The sequence below is a fragment of the Kribbella sp. NPDC050459 genome (assembly GCF_040655315.1).
GTDB lineage: Bacteria > Actinomycetota > Actinomycetes > Propionibacteriales > Kribbellaceae > Kribbella.
Map to the genome: position 1 here is coordinate 744,394 of NZ_JBFAJQ010000001.1, position 14,475 is coordinate 758,868.

Sequence of the window (14,475 nt, forward strand, 5' to 3'; positions counted from 1 at the left end):
GATGGATCAGGTGCGGTAGCGGAAGATGATCCGGCCCCGGTTCAGGTCATAAGGACTGAGCTCCACCAGGACGCGGTCCTCGGGGAGGATCTTGATGTAGTTCTTCCGGATCTTGCCGCTGATGTGCGCCAGGACCTTGTGGCCGTTGCTGAGCTCGACCCGGAAGGTGGCATTGCGGAGGCACTCGACGACAGTGCCCTCGATCTCGATACCGCCTGCTGCTCTGGGCATGGTCAGGCCTTCCCGGTGATCAGTTCGAGAGTGCGGCCGGTGCGTTCGGCGCCGATCCCTTCGAACAGTGCCGTCGCCGCGGTGTTGGTCTCGTCGACCTCCGCCGTGGCGGCCTCGACGCCGGCGCGGTGGAACCCGTCGAGCACGTGGCCCAGCAGCGCCCGGCCGATGCCTCGGCGTTGCTCGGCCGCCAGGACCGCGATCAGCCCGATGCGCGGGCGCCGCGTCCTCGTGGCCACCCGGACAAATCCGACGTACCGGCCGTCGCGGACGGCGACCGTGTACTTCGACGGGTCGATCGGCCGCGTCCCGCCCTGCCAGGGCAGCACCTCCGCGGGCATCGTGTGCCAGCCGACGGTGGATCCGACCTCGTCGCGGATCGCCTGGTCCAGCTCGCGCAGCGGCGGCTCGGCGACGTCGGTGACGATGTGCACCCCTGACGGCGCTGGCGGCGCGATCGGCCGGGTGGGTACGACGTACTCCGACTCGCGGCGCCAGATCGTGAGTCCAGCGCGTTCCCAGTTGGCCGTGAGGTCACGGTCGGTTTCGTCGACGACCGTGTGGAGCGGGCCCGTGAGGTCGGCCAGCATCGCGGCGGCGAGCCGGTCGAAGACGGCGTCCCGCCAGGTGTCGATGCTGAGGAAGCTCCGGCCGTCGAGCCGCCGGGAGGCGTGACCGCGGCCGACGACGAGATCGTTCTCGATCGCGTGCCACTGGTTGTCCGCGACGCGTGAGATCGTCACCGCGCCGACGCCCGGACTGAAAGGCAAAGAGTTCATAGGTGTTTCCCTTCGGGAGCTTCTCGCGGCGCTCCCGACGACACCTACGTCAATCGCCCGCCCGTGACCACGAGAGGGGGAGCACCCACTGCGCTACAGCGTTCATCGGGGCCTCACCTCCTGGTGTGATGTCACGGACCACGGCACGGTACCAGCGCGGCCGTGGTGCCGGTCAATCGGTTTTCCGGCCGAACTGCTGGAGATGCCATTCGGCCACCGCGGGCAGCCAGTCCGCGCCGTAGGTGGCCGACGGGCCGATCCGCGGGTCGTCGGCAAGACGGCCGTCCTGCAAGGCCTGCACGTACGCCCGGTCCTGCGCGATCCGGACGCGGACCTGATCGGCTCCGGCGGCGGGGGAGCCGTGACCGGGGACGACGACCTCGACGGCGTCCCCGACGCCCTCGAGGAGCTGCAGCCCGGTGAGGTAGTCCGCCAGCGGATCCGCGGCGGCCGGATCGGGGAACGGCATCAGGATGTCGGACAGCATGTCGCCGGCGACCAGCACGCCGGGCTCCTCGATCAGCAGCGCCGCGTGGCCCTGGGCGTGCGCCGGATGCTCGACGATCCGGATCTCGGGTCCGTCCCACGGAAGCTTCGTGGCTCCGGCCGGCAGGGCGGTGACCCGGCCGAGCAGGTCCAGCGGTATCTGGTCGGCGATCTCCGGCGGCAACCCCTCGGCGACGCGGTCCTTCCAGGCGGCGTCGGACAGGAGCTCGCGCAGGAAGGCCGCACCGCGGGCGGTGGCGTAGCGGGGCGCGTCGCCGAACTCGGGATGCCAGAGTGTGTGATCCCAGTCGGGATGCGTCGAGAAGCCTGCGACGACGGTTTGACCCATCGCCCGAAGGTCGTCCGCGAGGCAGGCCATCTCCTCGCCCGTGATGCCCGGGTCGACGAGCAGCACACCCGAGTGGCCCTGCACGACGACGGTGTTGTTCTGGAGCAACTCGCTCCGGTGGACCAGCACACCCTCCGCAACCTGCCTCAACATGCCGACACCGTATCGCTTTGGTTGGATTGCGGGATGGCGATTCTTTTCGTTGATCTGGAAACCACCAGCGTCCGGGAACCGTGGCTCCCAGGCGGCCGGCAGATCTGGCAGCTGGCGGTGATCCGCCGTGAGGACGACGGGCGAGAGACGGCGTACAACCGGTTCGTCCGGCTGGACGAGCTGGACCTGTCGGCCGCGACCGAGCGGGCGCTGGAGATCAGCCGCTTCCATCGTCACCCGTCGCTGAACGGATCCGAACAGGATGTGTGCAGCGGCCGGGACGTCGCGGAGCTCATGGTCGAGCTGACCGCGGACGAGCCGTTGTGGGTCGGGGCCGCGCCGTGGATGGATGCCACCGACGTACTGCATCTGATGCACCTCAACGGCTTGGTCGCCGAGGATGCGGCGGACGTGCCGTGGGACTTTCGCCTCGTCTGCGTCATCAGCCAGCTGCTGGGCCACACGAAGCACCCGCCGACCGCGGACGTCGGCGAGATGTCGGCGACCGTCGGCATCGACCAGTCGTCCTACGCGATCCACGACGCCCTGGCCGACACCTACTTCGTCCGCGACGTCTTCGACGCCCTGCACCGACCGGACTGAGCTCACCTAGACGTGGCTACTCGGCGCTTAGCCCCTGACAGTCGCGTAGATCCGCGGGCACGGCGGTCCGTGCCCTACTCGACGTACGCCGTGCGGTGTGGTCAGGTGATGGCATGGAGCCTCGGGGAGGGACGGCCAACCGGATCACGGTCCTCCACGACGCGTTCGGGAGCCGCCCCGGCCTGATCAAGGACTGGGGATTCGCTGCGCTCGTGGAGTTCGAGGGCCAGCGGATCCTCTTCGACACCGGGAACGACTCGCGGACGTTCGCCGCCAACACCGGCGCCCTCGGTGTCGACCTGCGCACGATCGATCTCGTCGTGGTCTCGCACCGGCACGGCGACCACACCTCCGGGCTCGATCACCTGCTGCACGTCAACCCCGACGTGCCGGTCTACGCGCCGGCCGAGCTGTACGGCGTGTTCGGCTCGAGCCTTCCCGGCCACTTCTACCCGCGCCGCCCGTCGCTGCCGCGGTCCATGCAGTACTACGACGGCGAGCCGCCCGACGTCATCCGCCACGGCACGCCGTGGCCGGGCGCACGATTCACCTGGATCGAGGAGTCGACCCCGCTGGGAAGCGGCGCGTGGCTGATCCCCGTCGTCTCGGAGGTGGCGGGAACGCGTGAGCTGCGCGAGATCTCCCTCGCGTTGCTGACTTCGCAGGGACTGGTGCTGGTGGTGGGGTGCTCGCACCCGGGCATCGAGCGGATCCTGGAGGCCACTGCCGCGATCGACGACCGTGTCCACTGCATCGCCGGTGGGCTCCACCTCGTCCTGGCCGAGGAGCCCGAGGTGCGTCGGGTCGCGCAGGCACTCCGCGACGAGTGGCAAGTGCAGACCGTCGCCCCGGGCCACTGCACGGGTGAACCCGGCTTCCTGGCACTGAGCGAGGCGTTCGGCGACCGCTACCTGTACGCCGGTCTGGGTGACTCGGTTCCCGTCCCGTGACGCGCGGCAAGTTGAGGCGGATGATGTCCACGATTGGGGCGGCTGGCGCCTGAGCTTAAGGGAACCTATGTTCTAATATGGTTGCGTGGGTTACAACAATCCGCCGATCAAGTGGTCGGAGCTCGAGCGTAAGTTGTCGGATCGCTCGCGTCCGGGCAGCCATGGTGGGCGTCCGGTGACGGCAGACGGCGGGGACAGTCCTGCCTGGTCGCAGCATCGCGGGCCGTATGTGCCTGACGTGGTGCATCGCCCTGAGTACGCCGTGCCGTATGCCGAGCTCCACGTGCACTCGAACTTCTCCTTCCTGGACGGCGCCTCGCAGCCCGAGGACCTGGTCGAGGCTGCTGTTCGGCAGGGGCTGCACGCGCTGGCGTTGACCGATCACGACGGGTTCTACGGTGCGGCGCGGTTCGCCGAGGCCGCGGCGGCGTACTCGCTGCCGACCGTGTTCGGCGCCGAGCTGTCGCTGGATCTGACCGGCCCGCAGAACGGGGTGGCCGATCCGGAGGGCAGTCACCTGCTGGTGCTGGCCGAGGGGCAAGAGGGATACCACAGGCTGGCCGGTGAGATCACCGAGGCGCAGTTGGCCGGCGGGGAGAAGGGGAAACCGGTCTACTCGTTGGAGCGGCTGGCCGAGAAAGGCCGTCACCACTGGGTGATCCTGACCGGCTGCCGCAAGGGCCTGGTCCGGCAGGCGCTCGAGCTCGGCGGGCGCGCCGACGGCCCGGCCGCGGCCGGACGCGAGCTGGACCGGCTGACCGCGCTGTTCGGCAAGGACCGGGTGGTCGTCGAGCTGATCGACCACCACCTCCCCGCCGACACCACGCGGAACCGGGTCCTGGCCGGTCTGGCCGCCGACCGCGGTCTCCCGGTAGTTGCCACGAACAACGTTCACTACGCCACCCCGGCGCAGCACAAACTGGCGGCCGCGCTGGCCGCCGTACGGGCCCGTCGCGACCTGGACGCGATGGACGGCTGGCTGCCGTCGAGCGGGATGGCGTTCGTGCGCTCCGGCGCCGAGATGACCGCCCGTTTCCGGCGGTACGACGGGGCGGTGGCGCGGTCGGTGACGCTGGCGGACCAGCTCGCGTTCGACCTCGCCCGGGCGAAGCCGAAGCTGCCGCTGCGCGACGTACCCGAGGGGGAGACGCCGATGTCGTGGCTGCGGGTGCTGACGTTCCGCGGGGCCGCGAAGCGGTACGGGACGCGCGAGCAGCGCCCGGACGCGTACGAGCGGCTGGAGCGGGAGCTCGACGTCATCGAGGAGAAGGGCTTCCCGGGGTACTTCCTGATCGTCGAGGACATCGTCCGGTTCGCCCATGACCACGGGATCCTCTGTCAGGGCAGGGGATCGGCGGCGAACTCGGCGGTCTGTTACGCGCTCGGGATCACCGCGGTGGACAGCATCCTCTACAACCTGCCGTTCGAGCGGTTCCTGGCCACCACCCGCGCCGAGGAGCCGGACATCGACGTCGACTTCGACTCCGGCCGCCGGGAGGAGGTGATCCAGCACGTCTACGCCAAATACGGCCGGCACAACGCCGCCCAGGTGGCGAACGTGATCTCCTACCGCCCGAAGTCCGCCGTCCGGGACATGGCCAAGGCGCTCGGGTACTCCGTCGGCCAGCAGGACGCGTGGTCGAAACAGGTGGACGGCTGGAGCCCGGAGATCACCTCGACCGAGCACGACATCCCGCCGCAGGTGGTGGCGATGGCCACCGAGCTGCTGAAGTTCCCGCGGCACCTCGGGATCCACTCCGGCGGCATGGTGCTGACCGAGCGCCCGGTCGGCGAGGTGGTGCCGATCGAGCACGCCCGGATGGAGAACCGGACGGTCCTGCAGTGGGACAAGGACGACTGCGCCTGGATGGGGCTGGTGAAGTTCGACCTGCTCGGGCTCGGCATGCTGGCCGCGCTGCAGTACTGCCTGGACATGGTCCGCGAGCAGGTGGGGGAGTCGTGGGAGCTGCACACGATCCCGCGGGAGGAAGCCGGGGTCTACGACCAGCTCTGCCGGGCGGACTCGGTGGGTGTGTTCCAGGTCGAGTCCCGCGCGCAGATGGCGACGCTGCCCCGGCTGAAGCCGCGGCGGTTCTACGACCTGGTCACCGAGATCGCGCTGATCCGGCCCGGCCCGATCCAGGGCGGCGCCGTACATCCGTACATCCGCCGCCGGACCGGCGAGGAGCCGATCACCTACCTGCACCCGAAGCTGCGGCCGGTGCTGGAGCGGACCATGGGCGTGCCGCTGTTCCAGGAGCAGCTGATGCAGATGGCGATGGCGGTCGGCGAGATCGACGGCGACGAGGCCGACCTGCTGCGCCGCGCGATGGGGTCCAAGCGCGGGATCGAGAAGATCTCGTCGCTGAAGGACAAGCTGTACGCCGGGATGGCGGGCAACGGGATCACCGGGGAGCTGGCCGACGAGATCTACGCCAAGATCGAGGCGTTCGCGAACTTCGGGTTCGCCGAGTCGCACTCGATCAGCTTCGCGCTGCTCGTCTACTCCAGCACCTGGCTGCGGCTGCACTACCCGGCCGCGTTCCTGGCCGCGCTGCTCCGGGCGCAGCCGATGGGCTTCTACTCACCGCAGTCCCTGGTCGCCGACGCCCGCCGGCACGGTGTCGAGGTCCGCCGCCCGCATCTGCATCTCTCGGGTGTCGACGCGGGTCTTGAGCTGCTGGTCGAGGGGCAGGAGCTGACCGGGCCGACCGGTCTCGACGCGTGCCTGGCGGATCCGCAGCCGGTGGTGGGCCCGTTCGACCCGAAGGCTCCGTTCGACACCACGGTGCATCGGCGGGACGGCGCGTTCGCGGTCCGGCTCGGGCTGGCTGAGGTACGTACGGTGGGGGAGAAGGGCGCGAAGCTGATCGTCGAGGAGCGGGAGCGGGGCGGGCCGTTCACGGAGATGGCCGACCTGGTCCGGCGGACCGGGATCACCGCGGCCCAGGTCGAGGCGCTGGCGACCGCCGGCGCGTTCGACTGCTTCGGGCTCGACCGGCGACAGGCGTTGTGGGAGGCGGGCCGCGCCGCCGAGGAGCGCCCGGGTCAACTGGCCGGCATCACGGCGGCCGGTCCGCCGCCGACGCTGCCCGGGATGAGCGACATCGAGGCCGACATGGCCGACCTGTGGTCCACCTCGATCACCACCACGAGCCACCCGATGCAACGCGTCCGCGAGCAATTGCGCGCCGACGGCATCCTGTCCGCGGCCGAGCTGCGCAACGCCCCGAACGGCGCCCGCGTCCGGGTCGCCGGCGTCGTCACCCACCGCCAGCGCCCCGCCACCGCGTCCGGCGTCACGTTCATGAACCTCGAGGACGAGACCGGCATGGCCAACATCGTCATCACCGTCGGCTGCTGGCACCACCACGCCGCCGTGGCCCGCAACGCCGCCGCCCTCATCATCCGGGGCCGCGTGGAACGCGCCGGCGAAGTAACCAACCTCTCCGCCGAGCACCTCCAACACCTCCCCCTGGCCGCCCGCACCAAGTCCCGCGACTTCCGCTGACCGCGGTGCTGTGTCGGATCCAGGTCCGACGGTTCGCCGAGTCGTGGATCGTGGTCGCTTTCCACAGCCACATCCCACGACTCGACGAACAGGTGGTCAGCCGTATTCCACGACTCGAGGAACGGGGGTCCGGCGGCGGGTCCAGAAGGGCGTGGGGTGGTGGGCGGCGGCGTTGTAGTAGCTGGCGCGGGTGGTCAGGTAGGTGGTGCATTCGGTGTTGCGGTCGGACTCGTACTGCGTGATCAGGTCCGCGGCGTCGGACGGGTGGCTGAGGAGTCGGGTGGCTGTTTCGGCCGCGGCTTCCGCGGTGCGGAGCGCGCGGGGCACGCCGCTGCCGGAGATCGGGTCGACGGCAAGAGCCGCGTCGCCGACGGTCAGCCACGGCCGCAGGTCCCGCGACCGAATCAACCGCTGACTCGCCGCCGAGCACACCCGAGGTGAACTCGCGACCCCGGCGATTTTGTGGTGGAGACGGGCGGAGGTGGCGGAGGTTTGGTTGAGGTCGGTCGTCCAGGCCATAGGGGACGACAGGTGGTGACGGCGGCAGATGTCGGCGTCGGTGATCAGCATGGCGATCATCGCGTTGTGGGCGAGAGGCGCCGTATACCACCAGCCATGCGCAGCGGCTTCGATCAGTAGGTAGTGCTCGTCCGTCACGTCGACGCCCGACCAACGCGCGGTGATCCCGACCAGACGGTCGAAAGGGATACGACGCGCGCCGAGGGAGCGCCCGACGGCTGCCGAGCGGCCCGTCGCGTCGATCAGCACGCGGGCGGTCAGCCGGCCGCCGTCGGAGCAGGTCAGCTGCCACATCCCGTCGTACGAGCACGAGCTCAAAGAACAACCGAGGCACGTCGACGCCCCGGCGTCACCTGCCGCGTCGAAGAGCATTCGATCGAAGGTACGCCGGTCGACGTGCCAGCCGCTTCCGTACGCGCTCGTCAGGTGCGAGTGCTCGCCCGCCCCGGACCACAGGCTCCGCGTCCCCCACGACGGAAGGTGGCCCGCGGCAACGAATCGGGACCACAGCCCGAGCGTGCGCAGCAGCGGCTGGATGCTCGGGGCCAGCGTCTCGCCGACCCGTGGGTGTTCGAAGTGGCTGCGTTCCAGCACCGCGACGGTGTGCCCGGCGCGGGCCAGTCGCAGGGCGGTCGCCGCGCCGGCGGGGCCACCGCCGGCGACAACGACGTCGTACGTCGGGGACATCAGCAACCGCACTTGCGGATCGCGTCGAGGTCGAACCCGAGTCGCCGCAACCGCTCGATCAGCTTGTCGTCGAAGCCCTTGAGCACGCAGGACAGCAACTCGCAGCAGCACGAATCGCCGCCACCCACCGGCGGCGGGTTGTCGCCGCCACGCCAGACGGCCGCGGTGAGCGTACGTTCCCGCGTGAACGGCCGCCCGATGCGAGTACGTCCGCGAGCCCGCACCCGAATCCGGTAAACGCCTGGAGCCGTCGTACGGAAGCTCGCCTCGAACTCCCCAGCCGCGAACGGATCGAGCACGACCGTCACGACGGACCCGTCCGGCCGCGTCACCTCCGCCCACACGTAAGGATCCCCGGAGACCGGTACGCCGGACTGGGTGAGGGAGGCGTTGATGGTCACCCCGGCGCCGGGCTCGAAGGATCGCTGGTCGGCCGTGGCGCGCAACGACACGTTCGAGTAGGAGTGCACGACCAGGCTGTACGGAAGACCGCGCCGCCCGGGCTGCTCGCCGACAGCAGGCTCCTGCGCCACCGCGAACGCGCGCTCGAACTCGAACGGACGCCGCGCGGGCGGAGCGGCGTGCACGGCCGGATGCGCGCGGCCGCGAAGGATCGACAGGTCGACGCCGTCGGAGTCATCCGGAGTCCTCCCGGTGTGTGGCCGGCCGATGGTCAGCAACGCGTGCCAGGTCCCTGCCTGGTCGAACCTGTTCGGCCGGAGCTGGACGGGCAGTGTGAGCCGGTAGTACGCGACGCCCTCCCCGGTCACGTACCGCATCGCCGGCTCGGACTGCGCCCGCCACGGTTCGATCAGCAGCCCGTTCGGCGTCTGGAGCCGGAAGTCGACGGCGTCCGGCCGCGGCGTCAGCAGGACGACGTCCACCCCCGAGTCCCCGTCGGACAGCTGGAACGGGATGCGGTGCACCGCGCCGACCGTCAGTTCGCCGTCTGGGTCGAGCACGACCTCGGCGTTGCTGATCCCGGCCAGCACCTGCAGGAAGTACTTCTGCAGCAGGAATCGGTTGTCGGTGGTGATCGCGCCCGTGACCAGCAGGTACCCGCCGTTGTTGCCGGAGATGGTCTGCAGCGCGGGAACGCTGATGTTCTGCGGCTGCCCGAGACCGACGGCGTACGTGCGCTCGTTGATCTGCGCGGCGACGTCGGAGATGAAGCGCGGGCTGTTCTCGATCCCGTCGGTGAGGACGACCAGCGACTTCACGTCGTACGGCGGCGCCGCGTCGAGCAGACCGCGGCCCTCGAAGATGCCGTCGCCGATCGACGTTGCGCCCTGCGGATCGAGCCCGGTGCCGTTGATCGTGTCGTGGGTCGCGCTGCGGTTCAGGTCGGACAGTCCGCCCGCGCCGAGTTCGAGGACGGATTGCAGCGGCTGCGCGTCCTCGTTGTAGCGGACGATGCCGACGCCGTCGCCTTCGAGCATCAGGTCGACGAAGATGTTCGCGGCCTGCTGCAGCGCGACGTGCTTGCTCTGGCCGTCGCCGCGGTCCTCGCTCATGCTGCCGGAGCGATCCAGCACCAGGGCGGTCGCTGCCGTGGTCCGCGCGACGGTGTTGCCGGTGACGGTCACCTGCCAGGTCTGACCGGACGCGGCTTCCTGGACCGTGAGGACCTGCGGCGGGATCGCCGACGGTGCCGCGCCGGTGCGGTACACGACCCACAGCCGAGCGGTCGCGACGCCGTTGGGCGCGGTCGGGCCGACGGTGACCGAGGTGGTCGCGGCGACCAGCTGCGGATGCGCCGGCGCACCGCCGGGCGCGTAGTCGAGCGTGACCGCGGACCCCGGCGACAGCACCTCGAACGTGATCGCCAGCGCGGCCTCGCGGACCATGCCCATCGGCCCCTGCGGTACGTCGACGAACCGCAGCTCGGGCGTGAGCAGCGTGATCGACGCCTCGTCGCAGTGCTCGACCTCGACGTGCTCGGACCCCTGCTCGACGACGAAGCCGAGCGTGTGCCACAGCGTCACCATGTCGTCCATGCTGGCGACGTCGCGGTCCCAGCGGGCGGGGCTGCCGGTGTCCTGGGCGATGACGTCGTTGGGCCGGGGGACCGGCCACCAGTTGTCACCGCAGGCCTTGAAGTCGGCCTGCCACGGCAGCGCCATCGCCTGGCTGATCGTGCCGGCGCCGACCGAGGACGCGAGCCGGAACGCCTCGGCGTACGACGTCTCGATGATCGGCCGGTCGCCGGCGGACAGCCCGCCGGCCTCGATCCCGGGGAAGAACGCGCCGCCGACACAGGCTTCGAGCGCCGCGCGATCCATCCCGTCCGGGGTCAGATCGGTCTGCGGCTGCGGTACTCCGGTCCAGTCGGCGGCGTAGTTGCCGGCCTGCCAGCGCTGCATGTGCGCGTACTGCGTCGGCGTCAGCGCGGAATCGCCGCCGTTGAGCCGGGGCATGTCGCCCGGCGGCCGCAGCCGCGCGAAGATCGCGTCCACGAGCGGCTGCGCGGTGACCGGGTCCGGCCAGCTGTGCGCGCCGAAGATCCCTTCCACCCAGCGCATGTCGCGGGCGCGCTGCAGGATCGGGTAGACGTCCTCGGTGTACGACGTCGTGGTGGGCGCCGCCGCGAGCCCGAGGTCGATCATCCGCTGCAGGACCCGGTCGTACAGCGTCGTCACGCTGTCCTGGTGCGGCGCGAACTTGGGCGGCGCGACGATCGCCCAGGCGCCTTCGACCGCCGGTGACGAGTTGTCCGCGCGCAGCGTGATCGTGGCCGTGACCGGTCCGTCCGACACGTCGTCGTACCAGCCGGCGTTGCCCCAGAAGCTGCCGATCACATTGCCCGCCGGCGACGCGGAGGTCCCGTGCCCGCCGAGGACCAGCAGGTGGTTGTCGTCGTCGCTGCGGATCTCGCCGAGTGGCACCGTCACCGCCGGCTGCCCGGAGAAGTCGATCGAGCCGGTGTCGAACAGCTCCCGCTGGTCCGGCCCGGTCAGCGTCCGCGGGCCCGGGTCGATGGTGAGCTGACCGGCCGGCTCGCTGTTGCCGCGGTTCGGGTGCGCGGCCTTGGCGTTCACCAGATGCACGGTCCAGGAGATCTCGGCGGTGGCGTCGGTGAGTTCCTCGACGCTGCCGTCGTCGTGGTGCGCGAAGATCCGGAACCGCGCCGCCTGCCGCTTGACCCGGCATTGCGCGTCCTTGAACCCACCCGCCGGCTCGGGCCGTTCGCGGAGTCGTTCCGGTCCGACGAAGAACTCGTCCGGACTGTTCCCGACCCGCGCGATACCGATCGCCGGATGGATCTTGTACGTCGTCGCCATGCCTGTCTCCCCCCAAGTTGGTCCGCCCCTACCGGGACGGAGGATCCAGGACCACCTCGCGATACACCGCAGTTGCCCGGCGGCGCCCGGCGGATAAGGTCGGGCGGACAGCGATTTCCGGGATGGTGGATGACGTGTACGCCTGTGTGGTGCATGCCGCGGGAGACCTGCGGGTCGAGGAGCGGCCGGCCGTCGAGCCCGGCGCGGGACAGGTCGCGGTGCGGATCGAGTACGGCGGGATCTGCGGATCGGACCTGCACTACTACCACGAGGGCGGCGTCGGGAACTTCCGGATCCGCGAACCGCTGGTGCTCGGGCACGAGGTGGTCGGCCGGATCAGCGGAGGCGATCTCCAAGCCGGAACGCCGGTGGGGATCCACCCGGCGACACCGTGCGGCGCGTGCCCGGAATGCGCCCGGGACCGCCGGAACATCTGCGCCTCCAGCAGCTACCTGGGCAGCGCGGCCCGCGACCCACACATCCAGGGCGGGTTCGTCCAGGAGCTGATCGTCCGGGCCAACCAGGTGCGGGTGCTTCCCGCCGGGCTCGCGCTACGCACCGCCGTACTCGCGGAGCCGTTGTCGGTCGCGATCCACGCCGTACGACAGGCCGGCGAGGGAGCTGTGGCCGGGAAGCGGGCGCTCGTCACCGGCGCGGGGCCGATCGGTCTGCTGGTGGCCGCGGCGCTGCGCCAGGCCGGAGCGGTCGAGGTCGTCGTGACGGATCTGCACGAAGCCCCGCTGGCGCTGGCGTCCCAGGTCGGCGCGACGCAGACGATCCGGGCCGATACGGCGGACTGGCCGGACGAGATCGACGTCGCGATCGAGGCATCGGGTACGGCGGGCGGCCTGCGGACCTGTCTGGAACGGGTACGCCGCGGCGGCACCGTCGTCCAGGTCGGCTCGTTGCCAGGCGGCGACACCGCGTTCGCCGGGAGCCTGCTGATGACCCGCGAGCTGACGCTGACCGGCGCGTTCCGGTTCGACCACGAGTTCGACACCGCGATCGCGCTGCTCGCCGACGGGCTGTACGTCGACCCGATCGTCACGCACGCGTTCCCGCTCGACGAGGCGCGCGCCGCGTTCGATCTCGCGACCGACCGCACGGTCGCGTCGAAGGTGCTGCTCGACCTCAGCGGCGATACACAGCGCTGAGGTTGCCGTCGGGGTCGACCGACTCCAGGATCGCCCCGGTGATCGCGGCGAGCTGGGAGATCTGCTCCGGCGTGAGTACGTCGATCACGTGCTGCCGGACCGTCTCGACATGGCCGGGCGCGGTCGCCTTGATCTTCTTCCAGCCGGGCGCGGTCAGCCGCGCGTTGGTGGCGCGGGCGTCCTCCGGGCACGGGAACCGCTCGACCAGGCCACGGTCCTCCAGGCGCTTCACCACATGTGAGAGCCGGGGGAGCGTGGCGTTGGTCCGCTGGGCGAGCGCGGTCATCCGCAGCGTCCGTTGCGGCGCCTCGGACAGCATCGCCATCACGTAGTACTCGTAGTGGGTCAGCTCCGCGTCCCGGCGCAGCTGCGAGTCGAGGACGCCGGGCAGCAGCTCGAGTACGGCGGCCAGCCGCACCCACGCGGTCATCTCGGTGTCGTCCAGCCATCGGGTGCTCACAACCTCATCCTAATGGTTGTAGCTACAACAATCATGCGCTATCGTGATAGTTGAAGGTACAACCAAAAGGAGCGAGAGCATGACGCACGTCAGCATCATCGGCAGCGGGAACATGGGACAGGCGATCGCGGCGGTCGTCGCCAAGGGCGGCAACACCGTCGAGCTGTTCAACTCCACCGACAAGGACAAGCCGGTCACCGGTGAGGTCGTGATCCTCGCGACGCCGTACCCGGCCTTCGACCAGGTGCTCGCCGACCGTGCCGAGCAGTTGGCCGGCAAGGTCGTCGTCGACATCAGCAACCCGCTGAACTTCGAGACCTTCGACTCGCTCGTGGTCCCGGCGGACGGCTCCGCGGCGGCCGAGCTGGCCGCGAAGCTCCCGGACTCCACGGTGCTGAAGGCCTTCAACACGAACTTCGCCGCCACGGTCGCGACCGGGAAGGCCGGCGAGGCGCCGGCGACCGTCCTGATCGCCGGCGACGACGCGGACGCCAAGGCCTTGCTGGCCGGCATCATCTCGGCCGGTGGCCTGCAGACGGTCGACGCCGGCGCGCTCAAGCGCGCCCGTGAGCTCGAGGCCGCCGGCTTCCTGCAGCTCACCCTCGCCGTCGGCGAGAAGGTCGCCTGGACCGGCGGCCTGGCGCTCGTCTAACGCAGCAGGGCCAGGCGGACGCCGAGCCCGATGAAGATGCCGCCCGTCGCGGTGTCGATCCGGCGCCGGGCGGTACGGCGGGTGCGCAGCCAGCCCCCGATCCGCCCGGCCAGCAGGCCGACCGTCCCGTCGACGAGGAACTCCAGGACGATCAGGATCGCGCCGAGCACCGCGAACTGCAGCCACACGTGACCGTGCGCCGGCACCACGAACTGCGGCAGGAACGCGATGGTGAACGTGACCATCTTCGGGTTCAGCAGATTCGTGGTCAGCCCGGCGAGGTACGCCTTCCGCCCGGACATCGCGGCCTGACCGGCCGGCGCCTCGTCGGCGGCATCGTTGCGGTGCCGGATCATCTGGACACCCAGATAGACCAGGTACGCCGCGCCGACGATCCGCACCGTCGTGAACGCGACCGGCACCGCCGCGAACAAGGCGGCCAGCCCGGCGGCCGCGACCGCGACGTGCACCGCCTCACTCGTCGCCACACCGGCTGTCGCCAGCAGACCTGCCCGCGGGCCGCTGCGCATACCGCAGCCGAGGATGAACAACATGTCGGGTCCCGGCGTGATCATCGCGATCGTCGTGGTCAGCAGGAACGCGAGCAGGAGGTGCTGATCGATCGGCATACCCCGATCGTCGCAGGTGGCACTGACCAGA

At 70.4% G+C, this 14,475-nt stretch carries 12 protein-coding genes; 5 read left to right on the plus strand and 7 right to left on the minus strand.

What is annotated here, in order from left to right:
* Positions 1-6: 6 nt before the first annotated feature.
* The 3 genes from infA to AB0I12_RS03515 all read right to left on the minus strand — a co-directional run bounded on the left by infA (position 7) and on the right by AB0I12_RS03515 (position 1,998).
* On the minus strand, positions 7-231 hold the full coding sequence (gene infA, locus AB0I12_RS03505; RefSeq protein ID WP_359923940.1) for a translation initiation factor IF-1: 225 nt from the start codon (positions 229-231) through the stop codon (positions 7-9).
* A 2-nt stretch (positions 232-233) separates the two neighbouring features.
* A complete protein-coding gene (locus AB0I12_RS03510) occupies positions 234-1,010 on the minus strand; it encodes a GNAT family N-acetyltransferase (protein ID WP_359923942.1) in 777 nt (258 codons plus the stop codon).
* A 172-nt stretch (positions 1,011-1,182) separates the two neighbouring features.
* Positions 1,183-1,998 (minus strand): MBL fold metallo-hydrolase, encoded by an 816-nt coding sequence (locus tag AB0I12_RS03515; protein WP_359923944.1) that lies wholly within the window; start codon positions 1,996-1,998, stop codon positions 1,183-1,185.
* 33 nt (positions 1,999-2,031) lie between these two features.
* On the opposite strand from AB0I12_RS03515, the gene AB0I12_RS03520 reads away from it, so the two are divergent.
* The 3 genes from AB0I12_RS03520 to AB0I12_RS03530 all read left to right on the plus strand — a co-directional run bounded on the left by AB0I12_RS03520 (position 2,032) and on the right by AB0I12_RS03530 (position 7,062).
* Positions 2,032-2,601, plus strand: a complete 570-nt coding sequence (locus tag AB0I12_RS03520) for a hypothetical protein (protein WP_359923947.1) — start codon at positions 2,032-2,034, stop codon at positions 2,599-2,601.
* A 113-nt stretch (positions 2,602-2,714) separates the two neighbouring features.
* Positions 2,715-3,551 carry an MBL fold metallo-hydrolase gene (locus AB0I12_RS03525; RefSeq protein WP_359923948.1) on the plus strand — a complete coding sequence of 279 codons (837 nt, stop codon included), beginning with the start codon at positions 2,715-2,717 and terminating at the stop codon, positions 3,549-3,551.
* 85 nt (positions 3,552-3,636) lie between these two features.
* Complete coding sequence (locus AB0I12_RS03530) at positions 3,637-7,062, plus strand: error-prone DNA polymerase (protein WP_359923951.1); 3,426 nt, start codon at positions 3,637-3,639, stop codon at positions 7,060-7,062.
* A 96-nt stretch (positions 7,063-7,158) separates the two neighbouring features.
* Here the strand turns inward: AB0I12_RS03530 and AB0I12_RS03535 are convergent, their stop codons facing one another.
* Positions 7,159-8,280 carry an FAD-dependent oxidoreductase gene (locus AB0I12_RS03535; RefSeq protein ID WP_359923954.1) on the minus strand — a complete coding sequence of 374 codons (1,122 nt, stop codon included), beginning with the start codon at positions 8,278-8,280 and terminating at the stop codon, positions 7,159-7,161.
* A complete protein-coding gene (locus AB0I12_RS03540) occupies positions 8,268-11,549 on the minus strand; it encodes a LodA/GoxA family CTQ-dependent oxidase (RefSeq protein ID WP_359923957.1) in 3,282 nt (1,093 codons plus the stop codon). The genes AB0I12_RS03535 and AB0I12_RS03540 overlap by 13 nt, the downstream gene beginning before the upstream one ends.
* Before the next feature lie 122 nt (positions 11,550-11,671).
* On the opposite strand from AB0I12_RS03540, the gene AB0I12_RS03545 reads away from it, so the two are divergent.
* The gene (locus tag AB0I12_RS03545; protein ID WP_359923960.1) at positions 11,672-12,703 is read left to right on the plus strand and encodes an L-idonate 5-dehydrogenase; all 1,032 of its coding nucleotides are present in this window, start codon (positions 11,672-11,674) and stop codon (positions 12,701-12,703) included.
* Here the strand turns inward: AB0I12_RS03545 and AB0I12_RS03550 are convergent.
* The gene (locus AB0I12_RS03550) at positions 12,681-13,163 is read right to left on the minus strand and encodes a MarR family transcriptional regulator (protein WP_359923963.1); all 483 of its coding nucleotides are present in this window, start codon (positions 13,161-13,163) and stop codon (positions 12,681-12,683) included. The genes AB0I12_RS03545 and AB0I12_RS03550 overlap by 23 nt on opposite strands.
* Positions 13,164-13,242: 79 nt before the next feature.
* Between AB0I12_RS03550 and AB0I12_RS03555 the strand changes: the two genes are divergently transcribed.
* Positions 13,243-13,815: an NADPH-dependent F420 reductase gene (locus tag AB0I12_RS03555; protein ID WP_359923966.1), complete on the plus strand. Its 573-nt coding sequence runs from the start codon at positions 13,243-13,245 to the stop codon at positions 13,813-13,815.
* On the opposite strand, the gene AB0I12_RS03560 is transcribed toward AB0I12_RS03555, so the two are convergent.
* Positions 13,812-14,444, minus strand: a complete 633-nt coding sequence (locus tag AB0I12_RS03560) for a LysE family translocator (protein ID WP_359923969.1) — start codon at positions 14,442-14,444, stop codon at positions 13,812-13,814. The two genes, AB0I12_RS03555 and AB0I12_RS03560, sit on opposite strands and share 4 nt — an antisense overlap.
* Positions 14,445-14,475: the final 31 nt, after the last annotated feature.

Coding starts and splice junctions, on each gene's coding strand:
- infA (WP_359923940.1), bottom strand. CDS start 231: ATGCCCAGAGCAGCAGGCGGTATCGAGATCGAGGGCACTGTCGTCGAG.
- AB0I12_RS03510 (WP_359923942.1), bottom strand. CDS start 1,010: ATGAACTCTTTGCCTTTCAGTCCGGGCGTCGGCGCGGTGACGATCTCA.
- AB0I12_RS03515 (WP_359923944.1), bottom strand. CDS start 1,998: ATGTTGAGGCAGGTTGCGGAGGGTGTGCTGGTCCACCGGAGCGAGTTG.
- AB0I12_RS03520 (WP_359923947.1), top strand. CDS start 2,032: ATGGCGATTCTTTTCGTTGATCTGGAAACCACCAGCGTCCGGGAACCG.
- AB0I12_RS03525 (WP_359923948.1), top strand. CDS start 2,715: ATGGAGCCTCGGGGAGGGACGGCCAACCGGATCACGGTCCTCCACGAC.
- AB0I12_RS03540 (WP_359923957.1), bottom strand. CDS start 11,549: ATGGCGACGACGTACAAGATCCATCCGGCGATCGGTATCGCGCGGGTC.
- AB0I12_RS03545 (WP_359923960.1), top strand. CDS start 11,672: ATGGTGGATGACGTGTACGCCTGTGTGGTGCATGCCGCGGGAGACCTG.
- AB0I12_RS03555 (WP_359923966.1), top strand. CDS start 13,243: ATGACGCACGTCAGCATCATCGGCAGCGGGAACATGGGACAGGCGATC.
- AB0I12_RS03560 (WP_359923969.1), bottom strand. CDS start 14,444: ATGCCGATCGATCAGCACCTCCTGCTCGCGTTCCTGCTGACCACGACG.